Source organism: Algoriphagus yeomjeoni (assembly GCF_003259505.1).
Lineage (GTDB): Bacteria > Bacteroidota > Bacteroidia > Cytophagales > Cyclobacteriaceae > Algoriphagus > Algoriphagus yeomjeoni.
Genome location: NZ_QLLK01000016.1, coordinates 68,805 through 90,423, shown reverse-complemented (window position 1 = coordinate 90,423; position 21,619 = coordinate 68,805). Strand labels below are relative to the sequence as shown.

Here is a 21,619-nt window from a genome sequence, read left to right as displayed (position 1 = left end):
GCTTGACCAGATGCAGGTAATCGTTGATCCGGTCGGGATCCACTTGGGTGGGTAATTCATTGAAGTGGATGGCCAGTTTTGCCAGATGTCTCGCATAGTTTGATAGTGTACTTTTGCTTTTGCCTGCAACGACAACTTTTTGTTCAAACTTGGCAAGTAGTTCGGCAAAACCTGCTACATTGGAACAGGCAGTCTGGATGAGGTTCTCCTTTTTTTTTCATGATTAATAAGAGTTAATGAATGATCTAAAAAGTTACCTCTTTCTGGCTGCTCTTGAAACTACCGTAGGTTTAGTGCAACACGGGTTTTGCGTCAGGCGGGGTGACGTGCAAACTTGGAGCTTCTTGCTTCTATTTAAGTTCGGTGCAGGTTGACAGTTTTGTGCTCCGAAACCCGCCCGAACGCAAAGCCCGAAAACGTTATGCCCAAGCAAAATAGAGACCTACGATTATGAAAAGTAATGCAAAAGAATATTTAAAAGAATTTGCAAGCTCTCAACCTGATTGGTTAAAAGCTCTTATTTATGATTCTATTGAATCCAATGGAAACATAACAAATGAGAGAAAAAATGAGATATTCAGACATATAACAAATGGAGTTAACTTAAATATTACGGAACCAAACCTAAGCAACGAGACTAATGATTCCGAGATTCGACTTACAAAACTAATTCATAAGAGTGGAGTTAATGCTTTAAAAGAAGACCAGACGATAAAATTCTCTAACGATGTAACAATTTTATACGGTATGAATGGTGCTGGTAAAAGCAGTTACTTCAAAGTTTTAAATGAGATAGTTGGAGGGAATCAAAAGAAAGAAATATTACCAAACATTTATGCAGAAACTTCAAAGCCAATTCAAATAGAATTAAGTTTTGAACCGCAGAATGGACAGAATCAATCAATAATTTGGAATGGAAGTAATCGCTCCCTTGATTTGCTTAATAAATGTAAAGTTTTCGACACTTCATACTTAGAAAGTCTTTTGACAACTAGGAAAGCTGACAGTACTCTTATTCAGCCATTAGGTTTAAATCTGTTTGCTTATTTAGTTGGAGTAATTGATGATTTTAAAGACAAGATAAATAACAAAGCAGATAAAAAAAGGCTAGAAAAACCAACATTAGAATTAAAACATTTCAGAGATGACATAAAAACATCTTTTGAAATTCATCAGGTTTCTAGTAGTATTAAATCACAAGTTGAAAAACTATATTCTTTTTCTAACGAAGATGCCGAGAAACTTAAAACCAAACAAAGTGAGCTGAAAAACTTAAAACAGATTAATATTCAAGATAAAATTCGTCTTAAAGAGAATGATAAAAACGAATTAGAGAGTGTTAAAAGTCATATTGACAATGCCGTTAAAAAGATTTCTGGAGCATTAACAAGCACACAAAATTTGATTAAAACATATTCGGAAAGCAAAGAGGCTAATAAGTTAGCAAAAAGACAATTTGAAATTCTATCTAATATCCCAGCCAATAATACCGAAGAATGGAAAGAATTTATTAAGGCAGGAGAAAAATACACTTCAAAATTAGACCCTAAAGAGAAAGTTTGTGCTTATTGTCGTCAACCTTTGGCAGATGATAATTCTATTAATTTGGTTCAGTCATATGGAAATTTCCTTAAAGACGAATCAGAACAAAAATTGAATGGAGCAATTCAAAATTTGGAATCACTTAAACAAAGACTTAATGGTATTTCGGTTAAGCTGGAAATAAAAGAAAACATAGAAACAATATTAAAAGAAACTAAAATAACGGATTCGGACGAAACTCTTAATCAACTCATAAATAATATCATTTCTAACCTTGAAAAAGGAAAAGAAAAATTAATTACTGCTATAGATAGCAAAAGGTCAAACGATGTAAAAATTGAATTGCAGAACAAGGATGTTATCAAATCAAATCTTTCAGCAATAATTGAAAATCTGCAAGCTGAAATCATAAAATTTGAGAATGATAATAAGGACAAGAACACTCAAATAGAAAAACTTGAAAAAGAAATAAAAGGCTTATTAGAAAATGAATCAATTAGCCAACAGAAAGAAAATCTTGAGAAATGGTTTAGTACTGATTCTGTTGAGAAGGAGTTAAGACAAAAATCAAATAAAATAAATACCACCAAAGTCAGTAATCTATCAAAAACTGCTCATAATGATTTATTGACAGAAACGTTAAAAACCAATTTTACCGATGAATTGACTGGTTTAGGTTTTAATAAACTTGAAGTAAAGATTGAAAATGCAAAAGGACAGAAAGGAACTTCAAATACAAAACTAACTCTAACCAAAAATAAGGATATAAAAGCTGTTTTAAGTGAAGGAGAACAAAAAGCTGTCGCTTTAGCTCTCTTTATTGCAGAAGCTAAAATTCAAAAAAGTATCAATCCAATAATTTTAGATGACCCAGTTAATAGTCTTGACCATAAAATTGCTGGAAATTTTGCCAATAGACTATTACAGTTAGAGAATCAAATTATTCTCTTTAATCATAATAAGCTATTCCTTGAAGCTTTTGAAACATCAAAAGGCGATAATCATATTTGTAATACGATAGAGACTTGTGGCGCACAAAACAAAGGAAAGCACATCAAGATTTATATGGTAAATAACGAGGGCGTAAATTCTAAAGGTGTTTTAGGTAATTACAAAAGAAATAAAGCAAAATATCATATTACAGATGCAAAAAGATTATTAAACCATTCTCCTTTTGAGGATAGTTTAAAAGTTGCAAGCTTGCTTAGAAAAGCTGTTGAATGTGTAATTGATGAGAAAATTTTGAACAATCAAATACCAACCAAATATAGTACTGGAAACAATCATATTAATTGGGATGAACTGAAAAATCTAAATAATAATGAACTTACAATAAACTCATTAAAAAGCATTCACGGTAGAGTCTCTGGTGGAGAAATGCATAATGGAACTGAAAACGAAGAAAATCCTATTGAGGTAGATGAATTCAATACTATGATTTCGGATATTGAACAGATATTAAATTGAACAATGCCAGGGCACAATCGAGTAGACGGCCTCGCCAACCGTTAAGTTAGCGAGGTGCGCCTCTCACACCACCGTACGTACGGGTCTCGTATACGGCGGTTCGTAAAGCAAAATGCAACGCTCTTTACACCGCTACATCTTTCCGCTACTTTTAAGATAAGGCTACACAAAGGCTCCTTATCGAATTTTCACTTCACAATACGTTCAGTCCTTCACTATTTCTGTGAGTCCTCCATAGTTCTTATGGCTCGTTCCTCATCGCTACTATGACCTCTGCTGACTTCTCTTGGATGTTCTCGACATCTAGAGATCTCCCTCGGTAAGGTGAATATCCTTGTGTCTATCGCTGCCACATCTACTATTTTGGGGATGATTCCTGATCCCTCAGGTTTTGGACTTCAGCAGCATGTGGTACCTCATCCCACCTCATAGCCTCAGTATGTGGTTCCTGTTCGTCAGTACAGACACCGCAGTCTCGCTTCCTTCAGTGCATGTCTCACGACAAACCACCTTGCGACTTGCTAATGCTTCGGGGCGTTACCCCCGCACATAAGGGACTTTCACCCTCTGGAATAATTTGATATCTTCGATATCAGATGCCCATGCTGGGCACACACAATGTATATAAAAAATAGGCGAAATAGTGATGAATTCAAGGCTTGTAGCTCGTATGGAATTTTGAGTTTCGTGCTTCGAAATCGCCTACTTTTCATATACTAACCGTTATGGGGCATAATAAGAAATGACAGACCGAGACTTTAAAATAGAATTTGACACTTTAGTAAAGGAAATAGTTACGCCTATTTTCCAAAGACTTGGGTTTAAGAAAAACGGAAACAATTTCTACAGAGAAATAAATGGAATCGGACAAACCTTTAATGTTCAGCAAAGTCAATGGAACTCTAAAGACGACAAGACTTTTGTTTTTAATCTTGGACTAATTGATAAAGAAACCTATTCTGAGATTTACAACAAAGAACTTCCAAAGTTTCCAAAAGAATATGACTGTGAAATCAGGCTACGACTTGGACATTTAATGAACAAAGGCGACAAATGGTATGACTTGAATAAACGAACTGACTTTTCAAAACTCAAGGAACAAATTAATCACGACCTTGAAACTTTTGCAGTTCCTTTTTATGAAAAGTATTCGGATCCTAAAAAATGGCTTGAATTCTTTGAATGGAAGTATGAACCGCTTACAAGTCCAATAGGAAAGTTTTTAATTTTAGAACGATATGGACAACGCGACAAAGCGGAAATATTTTGGAATAAATTATATAATGAAGCATTGACACCAAAGCCAAACGTAAAGGAGATTCACACAAAGAATGGAGAAATAATTAGAACCGAATCTGAGCCGACTGTAAATAAAGAATGGGTTGGTAGACTTGAGGACTTTGCAAAAAGAAAAAACGTAGAACTGAAAATTACGCCCCATAATCGAGTAGACGGCCGTGAGCCATAAGCCCACGGTGCGCCTCTCACACCACCGTACAGGTCTCGTATACGGCGGTTCACTGGATCCTCCATTATTTCAGTAAATAACATCAAGCTTTCAGTTCTGATCTCTAACTTTTACCCCGCACTGAGAGTAGAATAAGCATTGAGGTACCTAGGTGTAGATTTCCCCACTGAGCGTAGTCTAGGTAATGAGGCCGCTAGGCGTAGTTTTTAACTACACCTTCCTATCCTTATCAATTTGAAATTGAATTAATAAAAGCTTAAAGCAGTCAACTCCCTTATTTCAGCAAAAAACATCAAGCTATCAGTTCTGATCTCCAACTTTTAACCTCAGAGCACATACTTTCCAGCTCCGAGCAGCTAATGACCAGCTTGGAGCACATAATTATCAGTTCAGAACACATAATCTTCACCTCAGAACAGATATTTTTCACCTCAGAACACCTAATTATCTGTTCAGAGCACATAATTATCTGCTTTTATCTTCGAGGGATCAGTTCCGAACTGAAAAAATGGAGATCTGAGCAGCTCAAGAGCAGCTTGGAATAGATAAATTGACAATCAATCCGCTTTCGTATAAGTAGAATAGCCACAAACCCCTTCCCACCTATTCAGTACTTCTGCCTTTTTCAAGAATCTTTCCCAGCAATTCCTGAAATCCTGCTATCTTAAAATTATACTTTGCCTTTAAGTAGAAATTTCTTTTTTCCAAACCTATTATAACCCTAGTAAACCCATGAAAACCCTTTATCTGGCTTTTGTAGTTCTTATTCTCCTTCCTTTGGCAACTCTGGCGCAACAACCGCGGACTCGCGAGGTGAGAAAAAATGTTCCCTTGGATTCTATTGTATTAAGTGATCCAGCTATTCTGGCGGATTCCAACACGCAGATGTACTATATGACTGGGACGGGTGGGATGCTATGGAAAAGCAAGGACTTGAAACTTTGGGATGGTCCTTATAAAGTAACCGAAACCGATCCTGACTCTTGGATGGGACCTAATCCCATGATTTGGGCAGCAGAACTTCACGCGTACAAAAACAAGTACTATTATTTTGCCACCTTCACCAACCGTGCTGTTAAGATCGATACCGTAGGTGAGAATATTATCGAGCGTCGTGCCAGCCATATTTTGGTGAGTGACAATCCGGATGGGCCCTACGTGCCCATGCAAGATCCTACTTACCTGCCAGCAAGCATGCCCACGCTGGATGGGACTTTTTGGGTAGATAAAGACGGTAAGCCTTACATGATTTTTTGCCATGAATGGCTACAAAATGGAAATGGAACGATGGAAAAACTGGAATTGAAACCGGATTTAAGCGGTTCGATTGGTACTGGCGAAATCCTGTTCCGTGCCAGTGATTCGCCTTGGAGCCGGGAAAAAGATGAAAACGGAAACGACAAACCGAACAAAGTAACCGATGGTCCCTATTTGTTTGAAACAGAAACCGGACGCTTAGGAATGATTTGGACAAGTTGGGTTTACAGTGATTATACCCAAGGAGTAGCTTATTCGGAAAGTGGCACCCTAGATGGTCCTTGGATTCAGGAGAAAGACCCTATTACTCCACCTAATTTCGGTCACGGCATGTTATTCAAGACATTGGAGGGAAAGAAGCTGATGTCAGTTCATAGCCATAGGAGCGTAAATGGCCGTACCATCCGCATTCCTCATTTATTTGAAGTGGATCTATCAGGAGATAAGTTGGTTGTTGGTAAGCTTTATCAACCGTGATGGGTGTAGCATAGTCAGTTACTAATCTTCAAAAGAGAAACATTTATCCTCGGAACATAAGTATTTACCTTCCGAGGATAACTTTTTAACCTTTTAGGAGAACAAACATTATTCTAAAGAGAAATTTTTAAGCTTCGAAGGAAAATAGACCTGTTCGAAGCATAACTTTTTATTCTAAGAATGAAGAAAGCAACCTTCTGATGGGAACAAGTTTTTCCCAAATCACAACTATTTCACTTCCGTCAGTACTATTTCAAGAAAAAATACTTTTTATTTTCATAGGGCACCTATTCTACATTCCCGGATTTTTCTGGCAAAAGCTTATATCTATCCAAAAAAATATTTAAAAGCTCAAAAAGGGTTAAGTAAATATTTTACTTAAGTAGTAATTTTTTTCATTAATATTAAGATATAATTAAGATTTTACGCAACCATTCACTCATTTTTTTACGTAAAACCAAGCCAAGTACTAGTTCTTTTGATATAAGTCTTGAAAAGTTGGCCTGATTTTGGTTTTAGTATGCATGCATCCTTTTATTGGAAAATTGCATCTACCTAATAGGAAGCATTGAAAAGCCAACTACCTGAAAGAAGCACCTAACCAATTATTTAATCACTTAAACCACGTATTATGAAAACGCTACAAGTACCACAATGGATGAGAAACTTGATGATGGGCTTCGTCGCTTTGCTTTGGCTTAGCCCATCTCAAGCCTCAGCAGATGACATGAATGGAGTTTCATTCCAAGTCTTCTATGATGAACTGATGCCTTATGGTGATTGGGTTAAAGACGGTCGCTATGGCTACGTTTGGTTACCCGCAGTTCAAAATGATTTCCACCCTTATGGGTCCAATGGACACTGGGTAATGACAGAATATGGAAACACTTGGGTCTCTGATTACGATTGGGGTTGGGCGACATTTCACTACGGCAGATGGTATTTCGACAACAACTACCAAAGCTGGGCATGGATCCCTGATTACACTTGGGGACCAGCGTGGGTGGACTGGAGATCTGGTGGCGGCTATTACGGTTGGGCACCCATGGGACCTGGTTTCTCCATAAATGTCAGAATCGGCATCCCTGCATCTTACTGGTTGTTTGTACCTCAGCATAGATTTGCATACCGCAATGTGTACAACTACTATGTACCATACGGTAGAAGGGTGAAAATCTACAATAACACTACGATCATCAATAATACTGTGGTCTATAATAATAACAGATACTACGCTGGACCTTCAAGAAGAGAAATTCAGCGAGTAACCAGAACAAACTATCCAGTGCATAGAGTGGAATCAGCTCGCTCTGCGGGAAGAGTATCTGTAAATAGAAATACGGTGAGTGCATACCGACCAGACCTGAATAACGGCAGAGCTACGACCACAGCCGCTAGACCTTCCAGAGTACTTTCCAGCGGGCAAAGCAGAACTCAACCTGCAACGGCACCATCTAGAGGAAATAGTAGAACTGAAACTGTATCTGGAAGATCAGCAAATAGTCCAGCCGGATCATCCAGAGCTACGGAAAGAAATACCTCAACTAGAAGCTCTGAAAATTCTGGAGTGAGATCAACCTCTCCTTCTTCTAGAGGTGGGGAATTCAAAACTGAGCCATATTCTGGAAGTCAAACTAGTACTTCTGCGCCATCTAGACAAAGTGCAGGAACTCCTAGCAACTCTAGAAGCAGTGAAACAAGAACTTCTGCTCCGACTAGTAGACAGCCTCAGACCAGAACAGCTCCCGCGAGAACGCAGAGCCCTGCTGCTACTCAAAGGTCCAATGAATCTAGAACTCAGCCAGCTCCTACGCAGCGGTCAAGCCAGCCAAGAACTCAATCTGCTCCGGCTCAACGTTCGACGCAACCTAGGACGCAGCCGAGCAGATCTTCCAGACCTGTGGTAAAATCAACTACGCCAACTAGATCTACTCAATCAAGAACACAGTCTGCACCAAGTAGATCTCCTCAGGTAAAAAGTGCTCCAGCAAGATCCTCTTCTCCTGCTAAGAGTTCAAGTAGAACCTCGAGTAGCTCTTCCTCTAGAAGTACTTCAAGAACAAGAGGAAATAATTAAATCTAATCAAACCAACGTGAAAAGGATAGCCGAAAATGGCTATCCTTTTTTGTTTTTTAATTGGCTTCAGGAAGCTATTAAATAGGCAGCGCGCCAAATAATATTTCGAATTGCTCTTTTTGTCTATCTTTGCAGCTTGTTTTCAACACACGCGACCTCGGTCGCCAAACCTATTCACACCTTGAAACAGTACTTCAACCTTTTCGATTTCAGCCAAAAAGTAGATTATAAAACAGAAGTTCTTTCTGGACTCACTGTTGCCATGGCCTTGATTCCAGAGGCAGTAGCTTTTGCTTTTATCGCTGGACTTTCCCCACTTACAGGTCTTTACGCCGCTTTTATGATGGGGCTCGTAACGTCTATTCTTGGTGGTAGGCCAGGCATGATCTCTGGGGCTACCGGTGCAGTTGCTGTGGTAATTGTATCCTTAGCCGCCACGCACGGCGTTGAATACGTATTTGCAGCGGTAGTTTTAGCTGGGATCTTACAAGTCTCAGCAGGAGCTTTGAGACTGGGGAAATTGATGCGTCTTGTTCCACATCCAGTGATTTTTGGATTTGTAAATGGTCTGGCTATCATCATTTTCATGTCTCAATTAGATCAGTTCAAAGATGTAGACGGTAACTGGCTTACCGGCAACACCATGTATATTCTAGTAGGATTAGTGCTTTTGACGATGTTGATCATCTGGGGTTTACCAAAGCTGACCAAAGCGGTACCATCCTCCTTGACAGCTATTTTAGTAGTATTTGGAGTAGTTAGTCTTTTGAACCTTGACACAAAAACTGTGGGAGATATTGCCAGCATTCAAGGTGGCTTTCCTCCTTTTCATCTTCCTGCTGTTCCATTGACATGGGAAACCTTACAGATCATTTTCCCCTATGCAGCTATTGTGGCAGGTGTAGGTTTGATTGAAAGTTTGCTGACGCTAAATATCATTGACGAAATCACCGAAACCCGAGGAAGAGGCAATAAAGAAGCTGTTGCTCAAGGAGTTGCAAATATGCTTTCCGGTGTTTTCTCAGGAATGGGCGGCTGCGCAATGATCGGTCAGAGTTTGATCAATATTTCATCCGGTGCAAGAGCAAGACTTTCTGGAATTGTAGCAGCAGTGATGCTTTTAGTATTCATCATGTTCGGTTCTAGCCTAATTGAGCAAGTGCCAATGGCTGCATTGACTGGACTGATGATCATGGTTTCTATTGGAACCTTCGAATGGGCAAGTCTTCGCACCTTCACCAAAATGCCAAAATCAGATGTGTTCTTGATGGTTTTGGTGACGCTAATTACAGCATTCCTTCACAATTTGGCATTGGCCGTATTGATTGGAGTGATCTTAGCAGCTTTGTTTTTCGCTTGGGACAATGCAAAAAGAATCCGGGCAAGAAAGAATGTGGATGCTAATGGAGTAAAGCATTATGAGATGTTTGGGCCGTTATTCTTTGGGTCTATTGCAGCGTTTAATGAGAAATTTGATGTGCTAAACGATCCTGAGGAAGTGATTATTGACTTCCAGGAAAGTCGTGTGGTCGATATGTCTGCGATTGAAGCTTTGAACAAGTTGACCGAGCGCTATCAAAAAGTTGGTAAAAAAGTACACTTGAAGCATTTGAGTCCTGATTGCAGAAGACTTTTGGCAAATGCAGATGAGCTGATCGACATCAATGTAATCGAAGACCCTACGTATAAGTTGGCGGTGGATAAGGTTTAATTTTAGCCACAAAGGACACAAAGAAAGAGCAAATGGCATAGCCTAAATAGACTTGCCCAACACCATTCCGATTACAGAAAAAGGGAAGTCTAGTGACTTCCCTTTTTGTTTTCATAGCCTCCGTTCATGACTCACGAACGGAAGATTAGATTATTAACACTAGTTCTTAATTTTCTTACCAGCATGTTATTCAACTGCAGAAAAAACCATCTGTCTGAATTTCCAGGCAGATTCATCTCCAGTTCCGCCTTGAGTTTGCTTCATTAAGATTCCGATGGTATTTGTGACTGGATCGGCAAAATACTGGGTATTGAAATATCCACCCCAGTCAAAAGTTCCTAGACTTCCGATTCCGCCCTGAGCAACCCCGTTTTCATCAACTAATCCAAAAGCAAGGCCATAATCTTTGCCTCCATTTCCAAGCAAGTCACCAACTTGATTGCTCATAATCGTTTTAATTGTAGTTGGACTTAAGAATCTAGTACCATTGTAAGCTCCTCCATTTAGATACATTTGAAGGAATTTGGCATAATCTTCAGCAGTAGAAGAAAGGCCTGCTCCACCGGATAAAAATGTTTTTGCCCCAGTTTTTGGATAATCAGGATCATAAAAAGTCACCGGAAAAGACTCCCACTCGTTGTTTACTTTTCTGTGAATTGTAACCAGCTTCTCTCCTTGAGCATCGGTCAAATAAAACCCTGTATTATTCATCCCCATAGGATCAAAAATCCTTGTTTTCAAAAACTGATCAAATGGCATTCCTGATACGATTTCTATAAAATATCCCAACACATCTAACCCCTCGCTATAGGTATATTTTGTGCCTGGCTCATGGTGAAGTGGCAGCTTCGCAAGCCTTTTAATATTATCCCCGATTTTCACTGGCTCCGTAGTGAACAAATCCACGATTCCAGCTTTTTGGTAGATCATTTTCATCTGCTCATTCCCATCAATCACACCGTACCCTAAACCCGAAGTATGGGTAATGAGATGCCTGATGGTGATCTCACGGGGAGAAGGCTTGGTAGAATAAGAAGAATCTGCATAGCGAAATCCAGCTAAGATTTTCGGATTAGCAAACTCTGGAATGTACTTTGAAATGGGATCATCCATCTTAAACTTTCCTTCTTCCCAAAGCATCATTACAGCCGTAGAGGTAATAGCTTTAGACTGAGAAGCAATCCTAAAAATCTGATCTTTCGCCATCTTCGTCCCAGAAGAAACATCCGCTAATCCTTTGGCTTCGTGATAAACAATCTTGCCGTCCTTCACAATCAAGGCAACCAAACCAGGAACCTGATTATCAGCTAAAGTTTGATCCAGCATTTGGTCAATTCTTGCCAATCTAGCGGAGGAAATACCTTGAAGTGGTTGCTTCCCTACTGAAGTAAGAATCGTGGATGGACTTTGAGCAAGCGCAGTAACGCTCAATACTACTAGAAAAACCATGCTAGCAAGCATGCCGAGGTACTTTTTCATTGGTTGTGTGGGTTTGATTGAAAAGTAAAATAGGAAATCTATACCATTAATCTATCCCGACTGCATACATGACAAAAAAAACAGGCCGATGAACAATCACCAGCCTGTCTAATTTTATGATTTTGAAATCATTTAATCAACTTCAAAATAATACTCAGTACCATCTTGGAACATACCCAAGACTACTATAGAATCACCTTCCGTATCATTCAATATTTCTAACAGATTATCTACACTAGATATTTTCACTCTCCCACTTTCTGTGATAATAGAAGTAATGATAAATCCAGGTCTAGCACCAGCATCTCTCCATTTCTCTCCGCTAACTCTGGAAATCAATGCTCCGCCAGATAGTTCTAATGAACTTTTGACTTTATCCGATACTTCTTCAAACATCACCCCTTGAAACTCGTAGGTTTTAGGGATTACTTTTTCAACAATATCAGTTGTACCAGCAAAATTCTTCAGTGTAGCTTTTGTCTTATACGTTTCACCGTCACGGATATATTCTACTTCTACTTTATCCCCAGGTCTTTTTCTAGCAACCATTTCCTGCAGATTCGCTACGTTATTTGTAGCTCTTCCATCCACTCCAATAATGATATCACCAGTTTTAAGTCCAGCTTCTTCACCGCCACTATTTTCGTTTACGCTCCTGATATAGACACCTTGCTCCACTGGAAAATCAACTCCAAGACCTTCCGCTAAATCTTGACTCACGTCTAAGATCCCAACACCAAGTAAAGCGCGCTGAGCAGTACCATATTGCATCAAGTCATCCATTACTTTTTTCACCAATGTACTTGGCACAGCAAATGAATAACCGCTAAATGTACCTGTGCTACTCGCAATCGCAGTATTAATACCGATCAATTCACCAGCAAGATTGACTAAAGCTCCTCCAGAATTCCCTGGATTTACGACAGCATCAGTTTGTAAGAAAGCTTCCACTGAAAGGTTATCTTCTACATTACTCAGGATTCCTATGTTTCTGGCTTTTGCGGAGATAATACCGGCGGTAACTGTAGAGTTCAAATCAAAGGGATTACCTACAGCAAGTACCCATTCTCCAATTTTAGTTTTGTCTGAATCACCAAATCTCACGAAAGGCAGCCCTTCGGCATCTATTTTCAAAAGAGCCAAATCTGTGGTAGGATCTGTTCCGATCACTTTAGCGATAAAACGCTTATTGTTATCAAGTGAAATCTCCAACCTATCCGCATTTTCTACTACGTGGTTGTTCGTTACGATATAGCCATCAGGGGAAATAATAACTCCTGAACCAGAACTCATAACTGTCCGGCCTTCTGGGCCACCTCTTCTCGGGTCATCTCTTGGAGGTATTCCAAAATACTCTTGAATTGGATCCCTTTGGCTTCTGCCTCTGGTTCCAACTGTAACTTGACTTTTAACATGCACGACAGCAGGCACGACAGCTTCTGCGGATGCGACAAAATTAATCCCATCAGGAACTGTAAAATCTTCTCCGGAAAGTAGATTTACAAAACTTGCCGGCTGCTTATCGTCGAAGCTTGTCGCATTTTGTGGTTGTACTAGAAAGCTTACGCCTGCTAAGGCAATTATGCCTCCGATCAAAGAGGCAAGAAGCATTCCCAGAAAGAATTGTCTTTTGCTCATATTTATTAAGTTTTAATTTAGTATTAAATGTTATTCGAGTGATGCACGGTAAGAACCAAATATTACACCTGAAAAAGTGCCCGGACATTCAAATTAACAGGAATTAACCAATTTTTACAGATATTAATTAATATTCTACTTTATCATACTATTTGCTTGACTATTCTGAAAAACCCAGAAAAGATTAATCTGAATACCGAAATTTTGACATCAAATTACACGTGTATTCAGTGCTCATGGTTCTTCATGATTTGAATTTCTAATCTCATAACTTGTAGTGTACTAACTCAATCAAGCTTCATGTTGTTTTAGGTCTGCGTAGCTGCTTCTTTATTCTCTATCTTAAATTTTCAAACTCAGCCCTATGTACAAAATACTAATAACACTTCTTTTATACATGCAGATGATTCAATTAGTATCTGCTCAAGGTTCCACTACGGAAAGTATTTCATCAGAAGAAGTTACAGGTATAGAGCTGATTGACAGCCTCTTTATCTTCTCTGATTCTGTAAATCTCAATCAAACAAAAACCAGTGGGGCAATTTTAAGTAGGGTGATCAACAAGGCCCAGCGATATGCTTACGATCTGAGCGAACTCAATATAAAACTGGCAGAGGCCATGGACACCACAGATATGTCTGAAAGGCTAGCTATCATCAATATTGTAGCTAAGAGAGTCAAAACCAAAACTGAATCAGACTCCGGGTATCTAAACCACCGATATTTGATTGGCATGGAGAACCTGGTTTCCACTGTAGTTGATGAAAACACGGCAATTCAGAAGAAAATCCAGGAAAGAGTAGACCTACTATCCACCGTTGGGGATAAACTCAATTCCATGAAGTCGGACTCACTCTTTGCTATGACTCTCCGCGATACCACCTTAGTTCCTGCTATCAATACCGAGCTGAACATGCTCAAAAAAGCAATGAAAACTATAGATTTTGTTTACTTAGAGTAAGAAATTCTGGTAGCGAGATTTCAGGCTAGGGTTTCTGAAAACGCAATGGTTTTCTTAGCACTGAAGCAATATCTAGATCAGACCAAGAAAAATCTTGACCGGCAATATTGGACAAAAGAGATCAACTACGCTTGGGAACCCATAAACTATCCGATATCGAAGGATTTATTTGCGATGGCTTTAAGATCCTTTGATCTCAATGTTGACCTGATGAAAGCCTATATTGAGAGGAATTTATATACTTTTTTAATCTGTGCTGTACTTTTTGGCCTTCTGTATTGGAAGATCAAATCAACAATCCAAGAAATAAGCAGTCAGAAAGACTTTGCATCGCTCATTTTAGATCGGGTAAAGTATTTCAATAAACACACCTTCTTTTCTACTTTAATAATTCTTATACCCATCTTTTTGATAATATTCAGTAAGCCTCCTTTGGTTTTCATCTCCATATTATCCTTGTCTTTAGTCATTGCCTCCAGTTTTCTAATCAAAGAGCAGTTTGGCCAAGGAATCAATAAAATATGGCTCACCTTCCTCTTGCCCTATATAATATTGGCTATTAGCAATTTAAACTGGATAGTAGTTTATCAGGAGCGATGGTATATTTTGCTTTCATCTTTAGTATTGGTTGGTATGGGAGTTTTGGTTTTGAAACAAGTCTTATCCAATAACGAAAGGCGATATACATTTTTAAAATACCTCGCCATATTTCTTATCGTTATCGAAACTTTCGCCTTTTTCAGCAATCTTTTAGGACGATTCAGTCTTTCAAAAACTTATTCAGTCACCGGCGTAATATTATTTTATCGTGGCATAGGCTTATTCCTATTTGTAAATGTTTTTCTAGAAGCTATCTATTTATTCATAGAGCATAGCAAAAAAGAGAGCGACGTCTTCACCTCGTATTTTGATTTCCAAGATTTGCAAAGGCGAATGAAAGGAATTCTTTACGTTGGCGCAACGGCTATTTGGCTATATGGATTAATTTGGCATTTGGGCTTTTTTGATGAGGCATATACTAGCGTTTCAGAATTCTTGCTGAAAGACAGAACCCTAGGAGATACTGTATTTCAATATGGTAGCGTTCTTCTATTCGCTGTAGTTCTGTATGTTTCTACCTTCCTAGCAAATAACATTGCCTATTTCGCGTCCGTCAAAGATCAAAAAACAGGAGCTTCAAGAAAACAGCGACTCGGTAGTTCTGTACTGCTGATTCGGCTAGCTGTCTTGACAATAGGTTTTTTGATAGGCATGACTGCTGCCAAAATTCCCTTTGACAAAATAGCCATTGTCCTGGGTGCCCTATCGGTAGGTATTGGCTTTGGTTTGCAGACGATTATCAACAATCTGGTATCTGGAATAATCTTAGCCTTCGAGCGCCCTATACAGATCGGCGATGAAATCCAAGTGGGTTTGAATGCCGGGACGGTAAAAGATGTAGGTATCCGAGCAAGCAAAATTCAGGCTTATGACGGTTCCGAGATCGTCGTACCAAACGGTGACCTTCTCTCCCAAAGCCTGATCAATTGGACACTTTCTGACAAAAAACGCAGAGTAGAATTAATCATTGGAGTGGGCTATGGATCAGATATGAAGCTAGTAAAATCAGTACTAGAAGAGGTAATGAAAGGAGATCGCATCCTGAAAGCACCCACTCCCCGGGTATATATGCAGACCTTTAACGATAGTTCTGTAGACTTCCGGGTACTTTTCTGGGTAGAAAGTATGGATATCTGGATCGACGTACGAGGCGAAGTAATGAGTGCCATTTTCGAGAAATTCGCAGAGCATGGCATTGAAATCCCATTCCCAAAAAGAGACCTTTATTTAAAATCTGTTCCTTCAAACTGGCAGGAAAAAATATCAAAACCAGGAGAAGACATCAGCCCTACTTCCATCAAAATGGAGCCGAAAGAAGATTCAACTGATGCTAATGAAAACAAAAAATCCCCTGAAGATTAATCTCCAGGGGATAGTTTTTTTCGCTAGCAAAAAAGATAATAATTAAGCTCTTTTGACATTGACAGCGTTAGGTCCCTTTTTGCCATCTTTGATGTCATAAGTTACTTTGTCATTCTGTGCGACTTGATCCAAAAGGCCAGTAGCGTGTACGAATACTTCGCTTTGAGACTCATCGTCAACGATAAATCCGAACCCTTTGGCTTCATTGTAAAATTTTACTGTTCCGGTAAACATAATAATTTGTGATAAATTGGAATTGAAAGAGCGTTAAAAGTAAATATTCAATTAAAAAAAACAAAATAATCATTCTTATTTTCAGGAAATGAAGAAAATAATTTTGGTGAGACACGGAAAGTCAGCTTGGGATAACCCTAAACTGAGCGATCACGATAGACCCTTAGCTGATCGTGGATTAAATGATGTGCCTGAAATGGGGCTGCGACTTAAAGAAAAAGGTATTCTGCCCGATTTGATACTGAGCTCAACAGCGACCCGTGCCTCCCAAACTGCTGAAATTCTTGCTGAAGTGCTTCATGTTTCCACTTCGAAGATAGTTTACGAAAAGAATCTATATCATGCTTCTGCAGCAATGATTTTAAAATGTATCCAAAAGCAAGATGATAAATATGATTTGATTTTTGTGGTAGGCCACAATCCAGGAATGAATGACTTTATTGACTATTTCAGCGGAAACTTTGATAATCTACCCACTTCAGGTTTATATGGCTGGCTAGTGGATACTGATCATTGGGTTCAGGCTCGCGCTGAAAACACCAAAACATGGTTTGTCGATTATCCAAAGAAATGATATCAAGGCAAGTCAAAATTCCGGACATCCTGAATGACATCCTGGAATTCATTTTCATGTGCCAATAGGTAAGTAATCTTTGAAGCGACCAGTTCTGGAGAGGACAAATCCCCATTTTCCTTATAGCTTTTGAACCGCTCAATCTGTGGAAAATCCAACTCATCTGCTTGCCTGATTTCTTCCTGCATCTGAGTATCCACGATACCGGGAGCTACACTAAAAAACCTAAATTGAGAATTACTGTTTTCTTTTGCAGCAACCATAGTAAACATGGCAATAGCAGCTTTGGTGCTACAGTATTCTCCCCAACTTTCCATAGGCTTGGAGGCTGCTCCAGAACTTATATTACAAATGATCTTTTTTGCAGGATAATCTTTATAAGCATAGACAAATGCATTCGTGAGATACATAGGCGCCAGCAGATTGATGTTGACACTATTTCTCAGGTTTTTCACCTGAAGACTTCCCACAGGCTTGATCTCCCCTATCCAACCTGCATTATTGATCAATATTATTTCTTCGAATTCATCGGATGGAAATAAATTGGAAAGTTCATTTTCCAACACATCCAAATCCCCGAAATCTATGCTGATTTCGGATAGATTAGGATTACTTAATCCCAGTTTTGTTCTAGAAATGGCTATCACTTCAAAATTGTCCTTACTTAAGTAGGTATCTAAAATAGCTCGTCCTAGACCTTTGCTATGACCTGTAAGTATTAGCAGGGATTTCTTCATTGTAAGGGGATTATTTTATTTCAGGATTAAAGGATGTACTGCGACAAGTCTCTATTCTGTACCAAAGAACTCAATCTATCCTGTACCATTTCTTTGGTTACCATGATCTTAGAATTGGCAGTAATCGTATCCGGCACTTCGAATAAGAAATCGTTTAGTAAATGACTCATCACTGTGTGCAGTCTTCTGGCACCAATATTTTCCACTTCCTGATTGATAAGAAATGCCAATCTAGCGATCTCCTCGATTGATTCATCATTGAACTCAAGATAAACTTCCTCGGATTCAAATAAGGCTTGGTACTGCTTTGTGAGTGCATTTTTAGGCTCGCGCAAAATTCTTGAGAAATCCTCTTGAGTCAAACTCTGCAATTCTACTCGAATCGGGAATCTACCCTGCAATTCTGGAATCAAATCAGATGGCTTAGCCACGTGAAAAGCACCAGCTGCGATAAATAGCACGTGGTCCGTATTGATCACTCCATACTTGGTATTTACAGCCGATCCCTCCACAATAGGTAGCAAATCTCGTTGCACACCTTCGCGGCTTACGTCTGGACCACCTCCATTTTTGCCTGACTTAGAAGCAATTTTATCAATCTCATCGATGAAGATAATCCCGTTGTTTTCTGCAAGTTTGATTGCCTCCTCTTTCACTTCTTCAAAGTCAACCAACTTGGACATTTCCTCTTCCAGCAAAATCTTGCGAGCTTCAGAAATACTCACCTTACGTTTTTTGACTTTTTTAGGCATCATATTAGAAATCATATCCTGAAGTCCTGCCATACTGGCATCGTCCATCATTCCATTTCCAATCATTCCTACGCCCATCGGAGAACCAGCTTTTACACTGATCTCGATTTTTCGCTCATCCAATTCGCCCTCGCGAAGTTTCTCTCGGAATCGCTCCCGAGTTCGTTCGTTCAACTCGGCATCACTGTTTGGCTCTGCATTCTCCTCTGCATCCACTGGAATTGCCCGGGTAAAACCAGCACTTTTCACTGGAGGTATCAGGATATCGAGAATAATTTCTTCTACAGCATCCGCAGCTTTTGCTTTTACAGCTTCATTTTTCTGCTCACGGACCAAAGCAACAGATTGCTCCACCAAGTCTCTTACCATGCTCTCCACATCACGACCTACATAGCCCACCTCAGTGAACTTAGAAGCCTCCACTTTGGTGAATGGCGCATTTGCGACTTTTGCCAATCTTCTGGCAATCTCGGTTTTACCCACACCGGTAGAACCAATCATCAGGATGTTATTTGGCACAATATCCTTTTGGATTTCCGACTTCACCATCAAGCGACGGATTCGGTTTCTCAGAGCAATTGCTACATTACGCTTGGCGTCTTTCTGACCAATGATATATTTATCCAACTCTGCGACTATTTGTCTAGGAGTAAGTGAAAGTATTTTTTCCATGTTGTTAGCTTAAAATGTACTCAGATTGTAGTGGTTAAAGTATTTATCTGAGCCTATTGTTGGTTTGCTTTAAAGAATGCGAATACTCGATCAATGATCGTATTCGCATCCAGACTAGTTTTCTTTTCCGCTTTCGGGTTGCAAGTTGAAATGAAGTGGGTGATCGACTTTGGTTTTAAGCAAAGCAATATCCAATACTTCCTCAACTCTATTTACAAAGTGAAAATCAACTCCTTTCACATATTGCTCATCGATTTCCTCGATATCACGCTTGTTTTTGCTGCACAAGATAATCTCCTTGATTCCAGCTCTTTTAGCAGCTAAGATCTTTTCTTTGATTCCTCCCACTGGCATTACTTTACCTATTAGGCTGATCTCGCCAGTCATAGCTACTTTAGCCTTTACTTTTCTCTGGGTGAAAACAGAAGCCATCGCTGTAAGCATGGTGATACCTGCAGATGGTCCATCTTTAGGAACTGCTCCGGCGGGCACGTGAATATGAAGATCATACTGATCAAAAACACGATGGTCAATGCCGAGTTTATCAGCTTTAGATTTCAAATAAGATAGAGCAGTAATGGCGGATTCCTTCATCACATCACCCAACTGTCCCGAGAGTGTAAGCTTCCCTTTACCTCTACTCAGGCTAGTCTCGATGAATAAAATCTCACCGCCCACACTTGTCCAAGCCAAGCCTGTCACCACTCCTGCAATGCTATTATCAGTATAGGACTCTTTATCAAAAATCTCAGAACCCAAGATTTTTCTAACTGTCGCAGCTGTGATTTTAGGATTGTACTCTTCTTCCATAGCAATTGATTTGGCAATATTTCTCACCACTTTTCCAATTGCTCTTTCCAAGCTTCTCACACCTGATTCCCGGGTATAATCCTCAATCAATTTCACTAAAGATCCCTTATCAAATGAAATTTGCTTGGCTTTTAGCCCATGCTCTTTACGCTGCTTTGGCACTAAGTGACGCTTCGCTATTTCTACCTTCTCCTCTTGCGTATAGCCAGTCACTTCAATGATTTCCATTCTATCACGCAAAGCAGGTTGAATGGTATCTAGGGAGTTTGCTGTGGCTATGAAAAGCACTTTGCTCAGGTCGTACTCTACTTCTAGGTAGTTGTCCAAGAACGCGTTGTTTTGCTCTGGATCCAGAACCTCAAGGAATGCTGATGAAGGATCGCCACGAAAGTCAGAAGAAAGCTTATCAATCTCATCCAGCACATAGACTGGATTAGAGATTTTTACCTTTTTCATGTTTTGAATGATCTTACCCGGCATAGCGCCCACGTAGGTTTTACGGTGACCGCGAATCTCAGCTTCGTCATGCATGCCTCCAAGAGACATTCTGATGTATTTTCTACCAAGGGCTGCCGCAATTGATTTACCTAGGGAAGTTTTACCCACGCCAGGAGGGCCATAAAGGCAAAGAATTGGACCCTTTAGGTCATTCTTCAGCTTCAGTACGGCCAAATATTCTATGATTCTTTCTTTAACCTTTTCTAGGCCAAAGTGGTCTCCATCCAAAACTTTCTTGGCATGGTTCAGGTCAAAATTATCCTGAGTAAACTCATTCCATGGTAATTCCACCATAGTTTCCGCATAATTCAATGCGATAGGATATTCTGCTGCCGAAGGATTAATTCTTAGAATTTTATCAAGTTCCTTTTCAAAGTGTTTTTTTACTTCAGCAGGCCAGTTTTTCTTGGCTCCTCGAAGACGCAAATCTTCCACTTCTTTTTCTGGACCTTCATCCCCAAGTTCGGTTTGAAGCACCTTCATCTGCTGACGTAAGAAATAATCCCGTTGCTGCTGATCGATGTCTGTATGTACTTTCTTCTGAATTTCAGATTTCAATTCCAGCATCTGAATATCCTTCATCATAAATTCTAGCAAAAGCGTCGCACGCTCCACGCCATCATTGATTTCTAATAATCGCTGCTTGGCTTCCACCGGAGCATTGATATTGGAAGAAAGAAAGTGAGTAAGAAAAGGGGTATTGTCAATATTGTCCAGCGCGACTTGAGCTTCACGGGGAATTTCTGGATTCAAGTGCAGTATTCGGGTTGCAGACTCCTTCAAAGATTCTTCAAGTGCCTGAATTTTCTTGGAGCTTTTCGGGAAATTCTCCTCCAGATATTCTGCTTTCGCAATAAAATACGGATCATCCGTGATTTGCTCACTGACTTTAAAACGCTTTTTACCTTGTATGATGATCGTAGTATTACCATCAGGAAGCACGATCATTTTGATGATTTTGGCAAGCGTACCTACTTGGTAGATATCTTCCCATCCCGGATCGTCGATGTTTGGATTGATCTGAGCGCACACCCCTATCAACTTATTTCCCTTTTGCGCTTTCTTCACCAGGCGGATAGACCGCTGTCTTCCTACTGTAATGGGAATTACTACTCCAGGAAAAAGGACTGTATTTCTAACTGTAAGTATGGGAATCTCTTCTTCAAGGACTTCCTTTCCTTGTGAATCATCCTCTTCGTCGGTTATCAACTGGATCAGATCTCCCTCACCGGCATATTCACCGACCATTAAGTTTTGAAACACAGAATTTTCGAATTGGCTCATATAGACAGAATGACAGCTA

General features: G+C 39.6%; 14 protein-coding genes. 8 read left to right on the top strand and 6 right to left on the bottom strand.

Features of this window, described 5'->3' with window-relative positions; genetic code table 11:
• Positions 1 to 450 precede the first annotated feature (450 nt).
• From LV83_RS19715 to LV83_RS19695, 5 genes are all read left to right on the top strand, one after another.
• Entirely contained in the window at positions 451 to 3,009 is a 2,559-nt protein-coding gene (locus LV83_RS19715; RefSeq protein WP_111613289.1) for an AAA family ATPase, read from the top strand.
• A gap of 742 nt (positions 3,010 to 3,751) precedes the next feature.
• Positions 3,752 to 4,477, top strand: a complete 726-nt coding sequence (locus LV83_RS19710; protein WP_111613288.1) for a DUF4304 domain-containing protein — start codon at positions 3,752 to 3,754, stop codon at positions 4,475 to 4,477.
• 732 nt (positions 4,478 to 5,209) lie between these two features.
• Positions 5,210 to 6,211 (top strand): glycoside hydrolase family 43 protein, encoded by a 1,002-nt coding sequence (locus LV83_RS19705; RefSeq protein ID WP_111613287.1) that lies wholly within the window; start codon positions 5,210 to 5,212, stop codon positions 6,209 to 6,211.
• 631 nt (positions 6,212 to 6,842) lie between these two features.
• Positions 6,843 to 8,288, top strand: coding sequence for a DUF6600 domain-containing protein (locus LV83_RS19700; RefSeq protein WP_111613286.1), 1,446 nt, complete (start codon positions 6,843 to 6,845; stop codon positions 8,286 to 8,288).
• 181 nt (positions 8,289 to 8,469) lie between these two features.
• Positions 8,470 to 9,999, top strand: a complete 1,530-nt coding sequence (locus LV83_RS19695) for a SulP family inorganic anion transporter (RefSeq protein WP_111613290.1) — start codon at positions 8,470 to 8,472, stop codon at positions 9,997 to 9,999.
• A 186-nt stretch (positions 10,000 to 10,185) separates the two neighbouring features.
• Here LV83_RS19695 and LV83_RS19690 read toward each other — a convergent pair whose 3' ends face one another.
• Together LV83_RS19690 and LV83_RS19685 are read right to left on the bottom strand one after the other, a co-directional pair.
• The gene (locus tag LV83_RS19690; protein ID WP_111613285.1) at positions 10,186 to 11,478 is read right to left on the bottom strand and encodes a serine hydrolase domain-containing protein; all 1,293 of its coding nucleotides are present in this window, start codon (positions 11,476 to 11,478) and stop codon (positions 10,186 to 10,188) included.
• Between the two features lie 132 nt (positions 11,479 to 11,610).
• On the bottom strand, positions 11,611 to 13,116 hold the full coding sequence (locus tag LV83_RS19685) for a S1C family serine protease (protein ID WP_111613284.1): 1,506 nt from the start codon (positions 13,114 to 13,116) through the stop codon (positions 11,611 to 11,613).
• A gap of 364 nt (positions 13,117 to 13,480) precedes the next feature.
• On the opposite strand from LV83_RS19685, the gene LV83_RS19680 reads away from it, so the two are divergent.
• Together LV83_RS19680 and LV83_RS19675 are read left to right on the top strand one after the other, a co-directional pair.
• A complete protein-coding gene (locus LV83_RS19680; protein WP_146613767.1) occupies positions 13,481 to 14,077 on the top strand; it encodes a hypothetical protein in 597 nt (198 codons plus the stop codon).
• Between the two features lie 45 nt (positions 14,078 to 14,122).
• The gene (locus LV83_RS19675) at positions 14,123 to 16,039 is read left to right on the top strand and encodes a mechanosensitive ion channel family protein (RefSeq protein ID WP_111613282.1); all 1,917 of its coding nucleotides are present in this window, start codon (positions 14,123 to 14,125) and stop codon (positions 16,037 to 16,039) included.
• Between the two features lie 42 nt (positions 16,040 to 16,081).
• Here the strand turns inward: LV83_RS19675 and LV83_RS19670 are convergent, their stop codons facing one another.
• Positions 16,082 to 16,273, bottom strand: coding sequence for a cold-shock protein (locus LV83_RS19670; protein WP_111613281.1), 192 nt, complete (start codon positions 16,271 to 16,273; stop codon positions 16,082 to 16,084).
• Positions 16,274 to 16,361: 88 nt separating this feature from the next.
• Between LV83_RS19670 and LV83_RS19665 the strand changes: the two genes are divergently transcribed.
• On the top strand, positions 16,362 to 16,847 hold the full coding sequence (locus LV83_RS19665; RefSeq protein WP_111613280.1) for a SixA phosphatase family protein: 486 nt from the start codon (positions 16,362 to 16,364) through the stop codon (positions 16,845 to 16,847).
• Positions 16,848 to 16,849: 2 nt separating this feature from the next.
• Here LV83_RS19665 and LV83_RS19660 read toward each other — a convergent pair whose 3' ends face one another.
• The 3 genes from LV83_RS19660 to lon form a co-directional block, all read right to left on the bottom strand.
• Complete coding sequence (locus tag LV83_RS19660; protein ID WP_111613279.1) at positions 16,850 to 17,584, bottom strand: SDR family NAD(P)-dependent oxidoreductase; 735 nt, start codon at positions 17,582 to 17,584, stop codon at positions 16,850 to 16,852.
• 26 nt (positions 17,585 to 17,610) lie between these two features.
• On the bottom strand, positions 17,611 to 19,008 hold the full coding sequence (hslU, locus tag LV83_RS19655; RefSeq protein ID WP_111613278.1) for an ATP-dependent protease ATPase subunit HslU: 1,398 nt from the start codon (positions 19,006 to 19,008) through the stop codon (positions 17,611 to 17,613).
• A gap of 114 nt (positions 19,009 to 19,122) precedes the next feature.
• The gene (gene lon / locus LV83_RS19650) at positions 19,123 to 21,600 is read right to left on the bottom strand and encodes an endopeptidase La (RefSeq protein ID WP_111613277.1); all 2,478 of its coding nucleotides are present in this window, start codon (positions 21,598 to 21,600) and stop codon (positions 19,123 to 19,125) included.
• Positions 21,601 to 21,619: the final 19 nt, after the last annotated feature.

What these genes read in the sequence shown, in the direction of transcription:
- LV83_RS19665 (WP_111613280.1), top strand. Translation starts at nt 16,362, where the DNA reads ATGAAGAAAATAATTTTGGTGAGACACGGAAAGTCAGCTTGGGATAAC.
- LV83_RS19715 (WP_111613289.1), top strand. Translation starts at nt 451, where the DNA reads ATGAAAAGTAATGCAAAAGAATATTTAAAAGAATTTGCAAGCTCTCAA.
- lon (WP_111613277.1), bottom strand. Translation starts at nt 21,600, where the DNA reads ATGAGCCAATTCGAAAATTCTGTGTTTCAAAACTTAATGGTCGGTGAA.
- LV83_RS19690 (WP_111613285.1), bottom strand. Translation starts at nt 11,478, where the DNA reads ATGAAAAAGTACCTCGGCATGCTTGCTAGCATGGTTTTTCTAGTAGTA.
- LV83_RS19680 (WP_146613767.1), top strand. Translation starts at nt 13,481, where the DNA reads ATGTACAAAATACTAATAACACTTCTTTTATACATGCAGATGATTCAA.
- hslU (WP_111613278.1), bottom strand. Translation starts at nt 19,008, where the DNA reads ATGGAAAAAATACTTTCACTTACTCCTAGACAAATAGTCGCAGAGTTG.
- LV83_RS19685 (WP_111613284.1), bottom strand. Translation starts at nt 13,116, where the DNA reads ATGAGCAAAAGACAATTCTTTCTGGGAATGCTTCTTGCCTCTTTGATC.
- LV83_RS19675 (WP_111613282.1), top strand. Translation starts at nt 14,123, where the DNA reads ATGGTTTTCTTAGCACTGAAGCAATATCTAGATCAGACCAAGAAAAAT.
- LV83_RS19660 (WP_111613279.1), bottom strand. Translation starts at nt 17,584, where the DNA reads ATGAAGAAATCCCTGCTAATACTTACAGGTCATAGCAAAGGTCTAGGA.
- LV83_RS19705 (WP_111613287.1), top strand. Translation starts at nt 5,210, where the DNA reads ATGAAAACCCTTTATCTGGCTTTTGTAGTTCTTATTCTCCTTCCTTTG.
- LV83_RS19710 (WP_111613288.1), top strand. Translation starts at nt 3,752, where the DNA reads ATGACAGACCGAGACTTTAAAATAGAATTTGACACTTTAGTAAAGGAA.
- LV83_RS19700 (WP_111613286.1), top strand. Translation starts at nt 6,843, where the DNA reads ATGAAAACGCTACAAGTACCACAATGGATGAGAAACTTGATGATGGGC.
- LV83_RS19670 (WP_111613281.1), bottom strand. Translation starts at nt 16,273, where the DNA reads ATGTTTACCGGAACAGTAAAATTTTACAATGAAGCCAAAGGGTTCGGA.